Source organism: Gephyromycinifex aptenodytis (genome assembly GCF_012277275.1).
In the GTDB taxonomy this organism is placed as follows: Bacteria; Actinomycetota; Actinomycetes; order Actinomycetales; family Dermatophilaceae; genus Gephyromycinifex; species Gephyromycinifex aptenodytis.
Genome location: NZ_CP051155.1, coordinates 647,564 through 662,425, shown reverse-complemented (window position 1 = coordinate 662,425; position 14,862 = coordinate 647,564). Strand labels below are relative to the sequence as shown.

The window sequence follows — 14,862 nt, the reverse complement described above, 5'->3', positions numbered from 1 at the left end:
GCGGATGTGAGACTTGGCAGGTGCCGCTCATCACGCGAGTCTTGGCCATCGTCGGGGCGATCACGCTGGCGTTGGTGTTCGCGTGCGCCCTTTTCGTTGCCGTCATCTGGTGGAAGGCGCCTACCGGGCCGGGTGCGCATGTCGCCGGTGGGCCGACGGTTCCGGGTCACAGCGCGTCTGCCAATTCCGCTCCGGGCCCGCTCAGCGGTGACGATGTGTGGGCCCACGGTTTGGATCTCACCGCGGATCGAGTGCGGACGGCCAAGGGGGACCTGCTCGATGTGCGCGTCGTCGCCGGCGGTGCGGGGAGCACCGAGCAGGGGGTGCAAGGGCGCAAGGTGGGCCTGGACGCCACTGTCCCCTTCGCCACGGTGGAGAACCAGATCGGCAACGGAGTAAAACTCCGGGCCGCTGAGAGCAATCGGGTCCGCGCCAGCGCCGACATCGTGGTGCTGGGGCGCCATCTGCCCATCGAAGCGGTCGGGGTGGTGACCGCCGAAGATGGGCTCCTGGTCGTGCGGCCGGTCCAGATACACGTGGACGGCAGCGGTTTCTTCGATGCGGTGCTGGGTGAATTGGCGCGCCGAACACTGACGATTCGCCAACCCGTACCCGGCTTGCCGCAAGGAATGGCGCTAGAGAGTGTCCAGGTTCAGGACGGGGGGTTCCGTGTGCACATCGTTGGCGCGGAAGTTCTAGCAGCCGGATGAACGCCGTGGGCCGCCCGAGTGCGTCGGTGCTGCTGCCCGAGGTGAAAGCGCCCCGATGAGGACGGGTGCCCCGTCGCGGGGGCAGAATGGGTAGGTGCCTCTCTATCGCGACGCTGCCATTGTGCTGCGCACTCAAAAACTCGGAGAGGCCGACCGTATCGTCACCCTGCTCACTCGGCGGCGAGGCCTGGTGCGCGCGGTCGGCAAAGGGGTACGGCGAACCAAGAGCCGGTTCGGGGCGCGCCTGGAACCCGGCATGGTCATCGACGCGCAGTTGTATGAGGGGCGCAGCCTGGACACGGTCACCCAGGTAGAGGTTCTGGCGCCCTACGGGGAGCGGATATCCCGGGACTACGTCTCCTGGACTGCGGCCACCGCGATGCTGGAGACGGCTGAGCGACTCACCGAGAACCAGGACCCGGCAATGGCGCAGTTCAACCTCTTGGCGGGGGGGCTGGCGACTTTGGCTGGCGGCGAACACGAACCCGGGCTGGTGCTGGACGCCTACCTGCTGCGTGCCTTGTCGGTAGCGGGATGGGCGCCGAGTTTCACCGACTGTGCCCGCTGCGGTGATCCGGGGCCGCACCGCGCCTTCAACGTGGCCGCCGGGGGAAGCGTGTGCCCTTCCTGTCGCACCCCTGGTTCGGTAGCGCCGGCACTGGCCACGCTGGAACTGTTGGGCGCGCTGCTGGAGGGCGACTGGGCAACTGCGGATGCCAGCCTGTCCCAACACCGTCGCGAAGGCAGCGGACTGGTGACGGCCTTCTTGCAATGGCACCTGGAGCGTGGTGTCCGATCGCTTCGGCTGGTGGAGCGTAGTTGATCTGCGCCGCCCCAGCCTGCTCGTAGGCGCACCGGCCATACTGAGCACAGCATTGCCGACAGCTCGCAGAGAGGAAACCCGTGCCGACGTCTCCGTTCCCACACCCCAGTGGGGCTCGTCCGCCGCAGATCCCGCAGCAGGTGATGCCCAAACATGTGGCCATCGTCATGGACGGCAACGGCCGCTGGGCCAACGAGCGCGGCCTGCCCCGGACCAAGGGACATGAAGCAGGGGAGTCCTCGCTGCTGGATGTGGTTGCCGGTGCCATCGAGGCCGGGGTCACCCACCTGTCCGCCTACGCCTTCTCGACCGAGAACTGGAAGCGCTCCCCGGATGAGGTGCGCTTCTTGATGGGGTTCAACCGAGATGTCATTCGCCGACGCCGCGACCAACTCAACGAGTGGGGGGTGCGGATGCGTTGGGTGGGGCGGCGCCCGCGCCTGTGGCGTTCCGTCATCAAAGAATTGGAGACCGCTCAGGAGATGACTGCGGGCAACTCCACGATGACCTTGTACTTCTGCGTCAACTACGGCGGCAGAGCTGAGATCGCCGATGCCACCCGCGAGATCGCCGAACTGGTGGCAGCCGGACGGCTGAAGGCATCCTCGATCGACGAGCGGACAGTTACCCGGCACCTTCCCGAGCCGGATATGCCGGATGTCGACCTGTTCATTCGCAGTTCGGGGGAGCAGCGCACCAGCAACTTTCTGCTGTGGCAGAGCGCCTACGCCGAGATGGTTTTCCTCGACACGCTGTGGCCCGATTTCGACCGCCGCCACCTGTGGGAAGCCTTGGAGATCTACGCCCGACGCGACCGGCGCTACGGCGGCGCCGTCGACGCGGCGACTGAAGCCGGTGCCAGGAGCCCCGCAAGGCCGGCACCCGCACGCCCGGATGGACCCCAGCCCTGCGGCTCGTAGCCGGATGAGGCTGCCCGGTGCGCCCGTGGGGTGACTGGCTCAGCACCGAATCGGTGACGTTCATCGCATGACGCACCACGGCGAACTCGGCGTTCTCCACCCACTATGACGAGTCCTTGCCGCCCGGTTGACACATTGCGGCGCCTACCGCGGTGTCCGAATTACGAGACGCGCTGCATAATCATGCAGTGCTCTGCATAGAGTGCGGAACATGTCAAAGGTCATGACGAAGCTCCCCTCCGGCGAAAAGGTCGGGATTGCCTTCTCCGGCGGTCTCGACACCTCTGTGGCTGTCGCGTGGATGCGCGAGAACGGCGCTATCCCCTACACCTACACCGCTGACATCGGTCAGTATGACGAGCCCGACATCGGCTCCGTGCCCGTGCGTGCAAAAGAGTACGGTGCGCAGGAAGCACGTCTGGTCGACTGTCGAGCTGCGCTGGTCGAGGAGGGCTTCGTCGCGCTTGCCTGTGGCGCGTTCCACCTGCGCTCGGGCGGCAAGACCTATTTCAACACCACCCCGCTTGGTCGGGCCGTCACCGGCACCCTGCTCATCCGGGCCATGATGGATGACGACGTCCAGATCTGGGGCGACGGCTCCACCTTCAAGGGCAACGACATTGAGCGGTTCTACCGCTACGGCCTGCTCACCAACCCCCAACTGCGGATCTACAAGCCGTGGCTGGATGAAGACTTCGTCCGCCAGCTTGGTGGACGCGCCGAAATGAGCCAGTGGCTCTCCGAACGCAATCTGCCCTACCGGGACAGCAAAGAGAAGGCCTACTCCACCGACGCCAACATCTGGGGCGCCACCCACGAGGCCAAGGCCTTGGAGCACCTGGACGCCGGCATCGAACTCGTCGACCCGATCATGGGCGTTCGCTTCTGGGACCCAGAGGTGGAGATCCAGCCTGAGGAAGTCAGCGTCAGCTTCGAGTTCGGGCGCCCCGTTGCGATCAACGGGATTCGCTACGAGGACCCGGTGGCTCTGGTCATGGAGGCCAACACCATCGGTGGGCGGCACGGCCTCGGCATGGCCGACCAGATCGAGAACCGGGTCATCGAGGCCAAGAGTCGCGGCATCTATGAGGCGCCGGGCATGATGCTGCTCTTCCTGTGCTACGAGCGGTTGATCAACGCCGTCCACAACGAGGACACCCTGGCCAACTACCACACCGAGGGTCGCCGCCTCGGACGCCTGCTATATGAGGGTCGCTGGCTGGACCCGCAGGCCCTGATGGTGCGTGAGTCGCTGCAGCGTTGGGTGAGCACCTCCGTCACGGGCACCGTCACGCTCAAGCTTCGCCGCGGCGATGACTACTCGATCATGGATACTCAGGGCGAGAACTTCAGCTACCACCCCGACAAACTGTCGATGGAACGCAACGACGACGCGGCATTCGGTCCCACCGACCGGATCGGCCAACTAACGATGCGCAACCTCGACATCGCCGATTCCCGCAGCCGTCTCGAGCAGTACGTGAGCATGGGGATGCTTGGCGCCGGGGCCGGGGCTCGCCAACTCGGCATGGCCAGTACCCACCTGGTCGGGGAACTGAAACCAGGTGGTGCCGCAGCGATCGCCGCGCGCGTCAAGCCGGTCGGCGATGACGAAGAAGCCCTCGACTGGGCCGCAATGGAATCCGGGAACGACTGAGCCGGACCTGCTCGATTCGGGGGAAGCCAGACGCCCGCAGGCCTTTGGGCCTGCGGGCGTCAGTGCGCGCTACGGGCGCGCAAAGATGGTGCTCGGTTCAGAGTCCGCCCAGGCGGACGACGGAAATCGCCAGCAGGAGCAGGATCACGGCCAGACGCAGCATGCGTTCGGTCGTCGGGATCGCGGGCCATACCAGGGCCAGCATCACCGACAGCGTGAGCAACGCGAGCCCGAGCAAAACCGCGCCGACGGGCCCGGCGAGCATCAGCCCGACAAAGATGAGCACGAGGAGCACACCTGCCATCACCGGGGTGGGGATGCGCAGCAGCCGGTTGAGCAGAATGTCACGGGAAGAGGCGTCGGTCACGACGCCCACCCTAACTGCGAGAATGGCTGCACCATGACGACATCTCGCCCTGCTCTGCAACTCGGCCCGCTCACCGTGCCCACCCCTGTGGTGTTGGCGCCGATGGCTGGCATCACCAACCGTGCCTTCCGCCGGTTGTGCCGCGAATACGGCACTGGAGCGGGGGGCGGGGACTGCCTGTACGTGAGCGAGATGATCACTTCGCGGGCGCTGGTGGAACGCACGCCGGAATCCATGCGACTGATCACCTTCGACCCCGACGAGTCCCCGCGCAGCATCCAGCTCTACGGGGTCGATCCGGCCACGATCCGGGCGGCGGTACGGATGGTCGTCGATGAGGACCGTGCTGACCACATCGACCTCAACTTCGGATGCCCTGTCCCCAAGGTGACCCGCAAGGGTGGGGGAGCGGCTCTGCCGTGGAAGAAACAACTGTTCACCGATATCGTCACCGGCGCAGTGCAGGAGGCCGCCCGTCGGCAGATCCCGGTGACGGTCAAGATGCGCATGGGGATCGACGCCGATCACCTCACCTATCTGCAGGCGGGGCGAATAGCCAAGAGCGCCGGGGTTGCTGCGGTCGCCTTGCACGGCCGCACGGCCGCCCAGTCCTATTCCGGAACAGCCGACTGGAGTGCAATCGCGCGCTTGAAGGAAGAGCTCGCAGACCTGCCGGTGCTAGGCAACGGCGACATCTGGTCGGCTGACGACGCGGTGGCCATGATGGAGCAGACCGGCTGCGACGGTGTCGTCGTCGGTCGAGGCTGCCTGGGGCGGCCGTGGCTGTTCGCTGACCTGGCGGCGGTGCTGGCCGGATCGCAGCAACGCGTCCGGCCCAATCTGGGAGAGGTGGGCGCGGCCCTGCGGCGGCATGCGGTGTACCTCGTCGACTTCTACGACGGTGACGAACAGCGCGCCTGCCGCGACATCCGCAAACACATCGCCTGGTACCTGAAGGGTTTCCCCGCCGGGGGTCAGCTACGCAACCGCCTGGCGCTGGTGGAGGGCCTGTCCGACCTGGATGACCTCGTCGCCGATCTGGACCCCGACGTGGCCTGGCCGGGGGAACCGGCCGAAGGTCCCCGCGGCCGGGCCGGATCTGCGCGCCAGGTTGCCCTGCCCGAAGGGTGGTTGGACTCCCAAGAGCTCGACGAACGCGCCGCCGCATCGGTGGCCACCGCAGAACTGTCGGTCTCCGGCGGTTAGCTGCGGCCCTGTCGCCCGGCATCGGCCTGCTGAGCGCGACTGCGGGCTGCGCCATCCGAACGAAGCAATCCTGCGGGGCCTGCGCGCACCTGCACGACGCGCTCAGGCAGCCGGCCCGGGTTCGAGGGGGTTGCCGCGCTACCGCTTCGGCAGCGTGGCGCCCGGTGTCTACCGGGCCATCAGGCGTTGGGAGGCACCGAGTAGCCGATCGCGATGGGCCGCGAGGGGTCGGTGATCCAGTCGCTCCAGGAACCGATGTAGATCGGGACGACCTCGCCCAGGCCTGCCACCGAGATCGCCAGCGCGACATGGGAGGCCTGCACTCCCGAGCCGCAGTAGGTGGCTACCGGACGTTCCCCGTCAACCCCGACGGCCATCAGTTTCGCGCGCAACTCCTCCGTGGGCAGGAACCTGCCGAACTCGTCAGTGAGGGTGCGCGCCGGCATGCTGACCGCGCCGGGGATGTGCCCGGCGATTGGGTCGATGATTTCGTTCTCGCCGCGGAACCGGTCTGCGGGGCGGCAATCCAACAGCAGACCCTGCTCGGCGAACATCGTCGCCTGTTCAGCCTGCAGGACCTGGCTGTGGCCGCGTCGGACCGAGAAGTCGCCCTCTTCGGTCAACCGCAGCCCTGACTCGATAGGCAGCCGCTGCGCGCGCCACTGCTGCAGACCGCCATCCAGGACCTGCACGTCGTATTTGCCGAAATGGCGCAGTAGCCACCAGCAACGGGCTGCTGCCAACGAACCTGAATCGTCATAACAGACCACGGGCCGGTCGTTATCGACGCCGCATTCAGCCATGTCGATCTCGAAGTCGTCCACCGTCGGCATCGGGTGCCGCCCGCCTGTTCCGTCCTCGGCGAGCTCTCCGGACAGGTCGCGTTCGAGGTCGACGAAGACCGCTCCGGGCAGATGTCCTTGCAGGTAGGCGTCGTATCCGTCGTCGGCGCCCAACGCCCAGCGCACGTCCAGCAGGAGCGGTGTATCGCCTGCGCCTCGACGCATGAGCTCATAGAGTTCACGAGGGGAAATGAGGGCGGGACGCTCTGGCATGGCTCGACCATACGTGAGGTTGGTGGTGTCCTGCCGCAGCCGTCCCCGGCGAGGAGGAACGCATGCCTCGCGTGCGGGGCGCCCCGGACTCTACAGTGCATACGTGGAGGGGTATTCGATACATGATCGGGCGCGTTGGGTAGGGGAGGATCCTGCCCAGAAGCGCACCGACCGGCACGACTTCGCCCGTGATCGCGCCCGGGTTCTGCACTGCTCCGGCTTGCGGCGGCTGGCGGCCAAGACCCAGGTCGTGCGGCCCGACAGCGGCGACTTCGCGCGTAACCGACTCACCCACTCCCTCGAGGTGGCCCAGATCGGGCGGGAGTTCGGCGCGGCCCTGGGCTGTGACGCCGACCTGGTGGACACCGCCTGTCTCTCACACGACCTGGGACATCCGCCCTTCGGTCACAACGGCGAGTCGGCGCTGGCACTTGCCTGTGCCGACATCGGGGGCTTCGAAGGCAACGCGCAGACACTGCGCCTGCTGACCAGATTGGAGGCCAAACGCTTCCACCCCGACGGGCGTTCGGCGGGGTTGAACCTCACCAGGGCCAGCCTCGATGCAGCCACCAAGTACCCCTGGCCGGCAGCGCAAGCGCCGCAGGGTAGCGCCAAGTTCGGGGTCTACGAGGACGACCTGGAGGTCTTCACCTGGTTGCGGGACGGAGTCACCACTGCGCGCCGATGCATCGAGGCCCAGGTCATGGACTGGTCGGACGACATCGCCTACTCCGTGCACGACGTGGAGGATGCGGTCGCTTCCGGCGAGTTGGACCTGCGGGTGCTGACCTCGCCGGTCGATCTGGTGCCCGTTTTCGACACCGCCCGACGCTGGTACGTGCCGCAGGCCGAGGACGCGATGTTGGAAGCCGCCGTGGACCGTCTACTGCGTTCCGGGCAGATGGCCCAGGGTTATGACGGCAGCCGCGCCGGGCAGGCAGCACTGAAGGATATGACCAGCCGGTTGATCGGCCGGTTCGTGCTCGCCTCAGAAAAGGCGACGCGCGCCGTGCACGGACCCGGCCCCCTCATCCGACACAACGCCGACCTGGTCGTTCCCGAGCAAGCCCGCACCGAAGTTGCCGTTCTCAAAGCGCTCGCGGCGCACTTCGTCATGCTCTCCCCAGCACGGATGTCGGTGCGAGAGAACGAACATGCCGTCATCACCGGGCTGCTTGAAGCTTTCAGCGAGGTGCCCGAGCGGCTCGACCCGGTGCATCGGGCAGATCTGGCGCAAGCCCGCAGCCAGGCCGAAGCCCGGCGGGTCATCGTCGACCAGGTTGCCTCACTGTCGGATCTGCGGGCACTGTCCTTGTACGACACGTGGTGGCGTTAAAGCTCAGCCGCGCTCGCGCGTGGATACAGGTGGGTACCGGCCCGACACGATGGACTGTGCCACCTAGACTCGGGGTGACCAAGGAGGTGGCGTGGCCGGTCGAATCAAGGACGAGGACGTCACGCTCGTCAAAGAGAAAGCATCGATCGAAGCCGTCGTGGGCGAACATGTCACGCTGACGCGCGCCGGGGCGGGCCGTTTGAAAGGGTTGTGCCCCTTCCACGACGAGAAGACCCCGTCCTTCACTATCCGCCCCTCGGTCGGTCATTGGCACTGCTTCGGCTGCAATGAGGGCGGCGACGTCATCAGCTTCGTGCAGAAGGTCGATCACCTCACCTTCGTGGAGGCCGTGGAGCGGCTGGCCGCCGGCTGCGGGGTCCCGCTGCGCTACGAAGAGGGCGGCGGCCCACGCGAACATCACGGGCGACGGGGCCGCCTCGTGGAGGCACATCGGGTCGCCGAGGAGTTCTATCACGAGGCGCTGCTACGGGCGCCGGACGCACGCGCCGGCCGTGACTTCCTACGAGCTCGAGGGTTCGACAGCGCCGCCGCAGCGCACTTCGGGGTCGGGTATGCCCCCCGCGGCGGGGAGGACCTGGTGCGGCACCTGAGCGACAAAGGATTCGCCGCGGACGAGATCGTGTTGGCCGGGCTGGTCGGGCGCGGCTCGCGCGGGCTCTACGACCGCTTCCGCGGGCGCCTGGTCTGGCCGATCCGCGACATCACCGGCGACACCGTGGGATTCGGTGCCCGCCGCCTCTTCGACGAAGACCGCATCGCCGCGAAGTACCTGAACACCGCGGAAACCCCGATCTACAAGAAGACCTCCCTGCTCTACGGCTTGGACCTGGCCAAGAAACCCATCGCCTCCACCCGACGCGCCATCGTGGTCGAGGGCTACACCGACGTCATGGCGTGCCATCTGGCCGGTGTCGAGGGTGCCGTAGCTACCTGCGGGACTGCGTTCGGGCCAGACCATGTCGCGATGCTGCGCAGGATCCTGCGCGATGACGATTCGGCTGCGCCAGCCCGCACGATCTTCACCTTCGATGGTGACGCGGCAGGACAGAAGGCGGCGATGAAGGCCTTCGACCTGGACCAGAAGTGGGCCTCGCAGTGCTACGTGGCCGTGGCCGGTTCCGGCATGGACCCGTGCGAACTGCGTCAGCAAAGTGGCGACGACGCGGTGCGCGCTCTCGTTGACGACGCGGTCCCGATGTTCGAGTTCGCGGTTCGGACCACCCTGGCCCGATTCGCGCTGGACACCGCCGAGGGGCGGGTGCAGGGGATGCGTGCCGTTGCCCCCATCATCGCCGGGATCCGCGATCGGGCACTTCGTCCGGAGTACACCCGAACCGTTGCCGGTTGGATCGGTGTCGAAGTGGAGCAGCTCGCCGGTGAGGTGGCCCGTGGCGCTCAGAAGCGCCCGGCCAGGCTCAAACCGGAGCCGGTGGAGGCCTCGGAGGGATCGACCCTGCTGGCCCGGCCCGACCGTTCGGACCCGATGGTGGAGTTGGCCCACCAGTTCTTGCAGGTGCTACTGCAGTACCCGAGCGCCTTCTCGGCCGAGGAGATCGCCCAGGTCGACGCCTTGGCTTTCCGTGCACCGGCACATCGGGCGGTGTTCTCCGGCGTGCTGGCCGCCCTGCAGGACGGGGCGGCGCAGAACCCGATGAGCTGGGTGGATGCGGTCAACGCAGGCTGTCCGCAACCGGTGGACGCTCTGGTCAGCGACCTGCTGATGGCGCCGATCAAAGCGCGTCTGGACGAGAACGGGATGCCGGAGTCGCGCTACGTCCAGGACTTGTACGTGCGCATCCTGGAGGGCCCGTTGCAGGAGCGGATCGCCGACGCCGCCAGTGCGCTACAGCGTGCCGAGCATGACGATCCGCAGGCCGCGCACGAAATAGCACTGCGGCTCTATGACTTACAGCGACAACGTGTGGCACTCAGGGAGCGTCTCGAATGATCAAGTGGTTGCGACGACAGCAAGATTCAGGGCCCGAGGTGCCGGTAGAACTGGGCCCGAAAGACCGCGTGCTGGCTCGCCAGTTGGAAGCCGGGGGATGCGTGGTCGTGGCGACCCTGCATGAGCTGATCCTGCTGCACCCCGAGCGGGGAGAGCTCGCTCGGCGGCGCTGGCTGGAGGTGGACGCCGGGAGTTGGGACAGCCTCACCGCCACCATCTCGGTGACCTGGGTCGATGGTTCCCGGGCTGCCCAGTGGACCTTCCCGGAAGGGAGCGGGGTTCGCTTCGCCGAGGTCTTCCACGACCGAGTGCAGGCCAGCCTCATCATCGACGCCCCCATCCAGGGCCCGACACGCCAGTTGGGCAAAGCCGCCATCCGCAAAGACTTATGCACCGATGAGCTCGTTCCGCAGCTGATCTGGAGCCGTGGGGTTCGGCGCGGGGACTCCGAGGCGATGGCCGCGGGGCAGTCTGTGCTGCGTTCGTTGGCTGAGCTTGTCGACTTGGATCTGGGTTCTACCGGGCCGGTTTCGTGACCTGGGAGGTTCTTTGCTATCGTTTCCTCGTTGCCATTCCCCTGTAGCTCAACTGGCAGAGCATTCGGCTGTTAACCGGAGGGTTGTTGGTTCGAGTCCAACCGGGGGAGCATCCAACGAAGGGCCCGACGAAAGTCGGGCCCTTCGTCGTACCCGGTCGCGGCTAGGTCAGGCCAGCTGCCGCTCCTCTGCGGGTTTCTACCGGGAGTAGGCCCTGCTCGGGTGCCCGCGCTGGCCGGGGCCGGGCGTCCGAGCCGCCGACTGTGCATCCTGCCGAGGCGCAGCGCGCGCGACGCAGGGCGATGGACGAGAGCCGCAGTCGGGGTGCGGCTCGACCTCGGCTACCATGGCCGTTCCAGGGGCGGTAGCACAGCCGGTCAGTGCACCAGACTCATAATCTGAGGGTCGCGGGTTCGAGCCCCGCCCGCCCCACCGAGAGAACGAGCGGAGACCCACGTGGCCCCGGCGCGGCGGCAGGACCTGACCTACCGGGCCAACGTGGGTGTCGGGCGTCACGGGTGGCTGCGACTGACGCCGGCCTACGGGGTGCGTCTGGTCCGCGAACGCCTGGCTGGACTCCCGGCAGGATCGGTGGTCACAGACCCCTTCTCCGGAACCGGCACGACACCGTTGGCAGCAGCCGAGCTGGGACACCGGGGACAGAGCATCGACCTCAACCCCTTTCTCATCTGGCTCGGGCGTACCAAGACCCGCGACTACTCCCCGGCGCAGTTGACCGCCACGCAGTCGGCATGCGCGGCCGTCATCGCCGCAGCGCGAGCCGCGACAGATCAGGCTCCGTGGCTTCCGGCCCTGCACCGGATCGAGAAGTGGTGGAGTCCGCAGGCGCTACGGGCTCTCGGGCTGCTGCGGGCGGCTATCGAAGCGCGATCCGCCGCAGCTGGTGCCGGGGGCGCGCCCCATCACGCCCGCGCTGAAGCCGCCGAATTCGAGAAGGCTGTTGAACCCGCTGAGATCGCCTTGCTGCGGCTGGGGCTCTGCCGCACCCTCATCACCTGCAGCAACGCTGCCTTCAACCACCAGAGCATGTCCTTTCGCGACGCGCAGCAGTGGGAGTTCGACGCTGTTCTGGAGCTCTTCACCACTGAGCTGGAGACACTTATCAGCAGCGCCGCCGAACCGCTGCCGGGCTCGGCCATCATCCGGGCGGGGGATTCCCGAGAGGTGCCCAGCGACCTGGAGCCGGCAGACCTGGTGCTGACCTCCCCGCCTTACGTCAACCGAATGTCCTACATCCGTGAGTTGCGTCCGTACATGTACTGGTTGGGCTACCTGGATGCACCCAGCGACGCCGGTGCCCTGGACTGGGAAGCGATCGGCGGCACTTGGGGAGTGGCCACCAGCAGGTTGACCTCCTGGCAGGCGCAGGGCAGCACTCCCGTCGAGGCGGAACTGGACCAGGTGTGCGCTCGAATCGCTGCTGACGGTGGGCGCAGCGGGCCGGTCCTGGCCACCTATGTGCGCAAGTACCACCACGACATGTGGGCGCACTTCACCGGGCTGGAGCGAGTCCTGCGCCCGCAGGGCCGGGTTTGCTACATCATCGGCAACTCGACCTTCTACGATCACGAGGTCCCGGCACAGCGCTGGTTTGCGGCGATGCTGCAGGCGCTGGACTACCAGGATGTGCAGTGTTGTGTCATCCGCAAACGCAACTCCAACAAGGCGCTCTTCGAATACGCCGTGACGGCTCAGGCGAGGAAGTCGTAGAGGAGGCGATTCACAGTCTCGGGCTGGTCGCGCATCAGCAGTGGCCCGGCTTCGGGAACCACCTCGTACCGGGCGCCGGGGATACCTTCGGCCAAGGCACGTCCAGCGGCCAGGTTGGCCCGGTCCTTGCTACCTACCAACACCAAGGTGGGGGCCAGCACATCCCCGAGGTGCTCCTGCAGGCCTGCGCGTCCGGCTTCCTCGACGGCAGCGCGTAGGCGTTCTTTGTCCAGCCCGCCGAGCCGGTCTTGGGCAGCAGCCGGATGAGCAGACTCTGTAACCACATGGCGCTGCGCGGGGGATCAGCCGTAGCTCCCAGCAGAACCAGCCGGTCGACCAGCTCAGGGCGATCCAGCGCGCAGCGCAGCGCGACCAGGGCCCCTAACGAATGACCGACCAGTGCGGCGTGACCGCCTTGGTCGAATTCCACGGTGGTGGCTACTTGGCGGGCCGCAGCCTCCAAGGTGAACGTCTCGTTCTGCCCGGAACGACCCGGTCGCAGCCCGTGCAGCCAGGGGGCGTTGGCCTGCAGGTTCGCGGGCAGCGCAGCAGTTTGTGCCTCCCACGAAAGCGGAGAACCTCCAAGACCGTGGAGGAAAACAACCGAGTCGACCATGACCCCGAGGCTACGACACGGCGGGTGGAGCCCGCTCGGCTGCACCCGGCGGGTGTCAGTTCTTCCCGCGCCGGACACGTCCGGCCGCGCCTGGAACAGAGGCGGTGCAGGGTCCTAGCTGTTTGCTGAGCGCCCTCGATTACCTGTGCGAGCTGTGGGTCGCCCGGCGCCTGTGTGCTTCGCAGGAGAACACCATCGGCCGGTGTCGTCCTTGCCGTTGCCGCGACTATCCCGGAACCGGACCGTGTTCTTGTCCGTGAGGCGCTGACCATTCGTGGCCGGGTCCAGCTTCGGATGCGGCATCTTGGTCTGGCCAGGGTCGGCCTTGCTTGTCGGCATCCGGCTGGCTGGCACGCTGCTGGGTGCCGCCTTGTCGCTCGGCGCCTTGCCCAGATCCACCTTGGGCGTCAGCACCCTGCTGGGTGCCACCCCGGCCCGGTTCGCCCGGCTCGGCGCCAGCGCCTGGTGCGGCAAGGTGGTTCAGCGCCTCCCGGTAGGCCGCTGCTGACTGGGGCACCTGTCCCTCGGCCATGCTGTTGGCGATGTAGGACTCGGGCTCATCGAAGTAGAGCACCGAGTGCACAATCCCGTCCTTGCGGTGCTCGCCCGCCAGATAGTCCACGACGGTCTGCACGTAGTAGGGGTTGTCCCCACCACCGTGATCGTTACCCGGCGCGACGCCCCATTCGGGAACCGCGAACGCCTTGCCGCGGGATCGCGCGAAGTTCACCCAGAACGCCCAGCCTTGATCGCTATCGCGGTGCTGCGGCCAGGTGCTCTCGGAGTAGGCCGGCCACCAGTCGTAGGCATCTAGCCCGACGATGTCCACGACATCGTCTCCGGGCCAGGCAAGGGTGGCCTCGGGCAGTGAATCGCCCCGCCCTTTGTTGGGGTTCCACGTCACCAACAGACTGGGCCCGCCCCGTTTCAATGCAATCGAGGCGTGCCGGAAGGCGCTCTTCCACTGCTCGACGTTGGCTTCATCAGCGTGATGAGACCAGGCAGCGAGATTGAACTCCCACCCGATCCGCACGGTACTGCCCGGGTAGCGCTCGTGCAGCACCCGCCCGAGTTCCTCCCAATGCTGCTCATCCTCACCGGCTGCGGCGCTGGCCAGGTCGCCGTCCTCCTGCCACAACGGGACCGCCACATCGAGCGTCCCGACGAACCCTTCAGGGGCCCGCTCCAGCCACCAGCCGTCCATGATGCTGGCCCAGGACCCCCGCGAGGGTGCCACCCCGATGACGTCGACCTTGCGTTGCATCACCTGCTGGAAGCGTTCGGTGCGCTCCAACGAGTGCCCGAAGACGCCCGAGCGCCAGGGAAGTCCGGAGGCGTTCTGCGAAGACATGACTCCAGCAGAGCCCACCGCCGGCGCGGGCGCACCCGCAACGGCGTTTCCGGCGCCGGTTTTCGCGCCACCGGAAAATGTCGGTACCGCCGAAGGCAACACCGGCAAGCCGCCGGCGGCCACACTCGCCAGCCCGCGCAGCACCAGGGTCATCCCCTCCGGCGGCACCTGCAGGACTGCGCTGGCCCGAGGCTGCTTCTCCGAGCCGACCGCTGCCGCGCTGCCGTGGTCAGCGGGCGGTTGCGCCCCGACCGGCGGCGGCCACGCCGTCACGGTCGGCGGAGCTGGTGTAGGCCCGCACTGCCCTGGGGCAGATAAGGCCGACTCCGGCTCTGCCGGTAGGTTCTGGGCCGCCGGGGGCGCGGCGGCCGGCGACGTCGGAATCGGCCAGGACGTCGACCTGCTGGCAGGCGGTGCGGGAGTGCCCTCGGCACATGAGACCTGCCCGGTGAGCGGGGTGGCTACAACGGCCACGACCAGCGCGCAGCCGATCCGCAGGGAGCGCGAGGAGCTGAATGCGCGGCGAGGGCACGTGATCCGCTGCGGATGGGTGCACGGGGGGACGGGCGGCATGGCTTCTCTCCT

14 protein-coding genes and 2 tRNA genes are annotated in these 14,862 nt (G+C 67.3%); 11 read left to right on the top strand and 5 right to left on the bottom strand.

The window, feature by feature from the left end:
• The first annotated feature begins 20 nt into the window (after positions 1-20).
• The 4 genes from G9V96_RS02840 (at position 21) to argG (ending at position 4,110) form a co-directional block, all read left to right on the top strand.
• Positions 21-710 (top strand): hypothetical protein, encoded by a 690-nt coding sequence (locus G9V96_RS02840; RefSeq protein ID WP_168581685.1) that lies wholly within the window; start codon positions 21-23, stop codon positions 708-710.
• 94 nt (positions 711-804) lie between these two features.
• Positions 805-1,533, top strand: coding sequence for a DNA repair protein RecO (recO, locus tag G9V96_RS02835; protein ID WP_168581684.1), 729 nt, complete (start codon positions 805-807; stop codon positions 1,531-1,533).
• 80 nt (positions 1,534-1,613) lie between these two features.
• Positions 1,614-2,453, top strand: coding sequence for an isoprenyl transferase (locus G9V96_RS02830; RefSeq protein WP_168581683.1), 840 nt, complete (start codon positions 1,614-1,616; stop codon positions 2,451-2,453).
• Positions 2,454-2,664: 211 nt separating this feature from the next.
• Positions 2,665-4,110: an argininosuccinate synthase gene (gene argG, locus G9V96_RS02825; protein ID WP_168581682.1), complete on the top strand. Its 1,446-nt coding sequence runs from the start codon at positions 2,665-2,667 to the stop codon at positions 4,108-4,110.
• Between the two features lie 97 nt (positions 4,111-4,207).
• Here the strand turns inward: argG and G9V96_RS02820 are convergent, their stop codons facing one another.
• On the bottom strand, positions 4,208-4,477 hold the full coding sequence (locus G9V96_RS02820; protein ID WP_168581681.1) for a hypothetical protein: 270 nt from the start codon (positions 4,475-4,477) through the stop codon (positions 4,208-4,210).
• A 33-nt stretch (positions 4,478-4,510) separates the two neighbouring features.
• On the opposite strand from G9V96_RS02820, the gene dusB reads away from it, so the two are divergent.
• Complete coding sequence (gene dusB / locus G9V96_RS02815; RefSeq protein WP_168581680.1) at positions 4,511-5,683, top strand: tRNA dihydrouridine synthase DusB; 1,173 nt, start codon at positions 4,511-4,513, stop codon at positions 5,681-5,683.
• A 179-nt stretch (positions 5,684-5,862) separates the two neighbouring features.
• Here dusB and G9V96_RS02810 read toward each other — a convergent pair whose 3' ends face one another.
• Entirely contained in the window at positions 5,863-6,738 is an 876-nt protein-coding gene (locus tag G9V96_RS02810; RefSeq protein ID WP_168581679.1) for a sulfurtransferase, read from the bottom strand.
• A 103-nt stretch (positions 6,739-6,841) separates the two neighbouring features.
• Here G9V96_RS02810 and G9V96_RS02805 point away from each other — a divergent pair, with 103 nt between their 5' ends.
• From G9V96_RS02805 to G9V96_RS02780, 6 genes are all read left to right on the top strand, one after another.
• Positions 6,842-8,074: a deoxyguanosinetriphosphate triphosphohydrolase gene (locus tag G9V96_RS02805; protein WP_226913399.1), complete on the top strand. Its 1,233-nt coding sequence runs from the start codon at positions 6,842-6,844 to the stop codon at positions 8,072-8,074.
• A gap of 91 nt (positions 8,075-8,165) precedes the next feature.
• Positions 8,166-10,043, top strand: coding sequence for a DNA primase (gene dnaG / locus G9V96_RS02800; protein ID WP_168581677.1), 1,878 nt, complete (start codon positions 8,166-8,168; stop codon positions 10,041-10,043).
• Complete coding sequence (locus G9V96_RS02795; RefSeq protein WP_168581676.1) at positions 10,040-10,579, top strand: hypothetical protein; 540 nt, start codon at positions 10,040-10,042, stop codon at positions 10,577-10,579. The genes dnaG and G9V96_RS02795 overlap by 4 nt, the downstream gene beginning before the upstream one ends.
• A 37-nt stretch (positions 10,580-10,616) precedes the next feature.
• Positions 10,617-10,689 (top strand) — tRNA-Asn (locus G9V96_RS02790).
• 248 nt (positions 10,690-10,937) lie between these two features.
• Positions 10,938-11,011 (top strand) — tRNA-Ile (locus G9V96_RS02785).
• A gap of 24 nt (positions 11,012-11,035) precedes the next feature.
• Complete coding sequence (locus G9V96_RS02780) at positions 11,036-12,310, top strand: site-specific DNA-methyltransferase (protein WP_168581675.1); 1,275 nt, start codon at positions 11,036-11,038, stop codon at positions 12,308-12,310.
• On the opposite strand, the gene G9V96_RS15365 is transcribed toward G9V96_RS02780, so the two are convergent.
• The 3 genes from G9V96_RS15365 to G9V96_RS02765 all read right to left on the bottom strand — a co-directional run bounded on the left by G9V96_RS15365 (position 12,292) and on the right by G9V96_RS02765 (position 14,550).
• Positions 12,292-12,471 carry an alpha/beta fold hydrolase gene (locus G9V96_RS15365; protein WP_168581674.1) on the bottom strand — a complete coding sequence of 60 codons (180 nt, stop codon included), beginning with the start codon at positions 12,469-12,471 and terminating at the stop codon, positions 12,292-12,294. The two genes, G9V96_RS02780 and G9V96_RS15365, sit on opposite strands and share 19 nt — an antisense overlap.
• The gene (locus G9V96_RS15360) at positions 12,444-12,926 is read right to left on the bottom strand and encodes an alpha/beta fold hydrolase (RefSeq protein ID WP_168581673.1); all 483 of its coding nucleotides are present in this window, start codon (positions 12,924-12,926) and stop codon (positions 12,444-12,446) included. The genes G9V96_RS15365 and G9V96_RS15360 overlap by 28 nt, the downstream gene beginning before the upstream one ends.
• A gap of 226 nt (positions 12,927-13,152) precedes the next feature.
• Positions 13,153-14,550, bottom strand: coding sequence for a glycoside hydrolase family 26 protein (locus G9V96_RS02765; protein ID WP_168581672.1), 1,398 nt, complete (start codon positions 14,548-14,550; stop codon positions 13,153-13,155).
• Positions 14,551-14,862 lie beyond the last annotated feature (312 nt).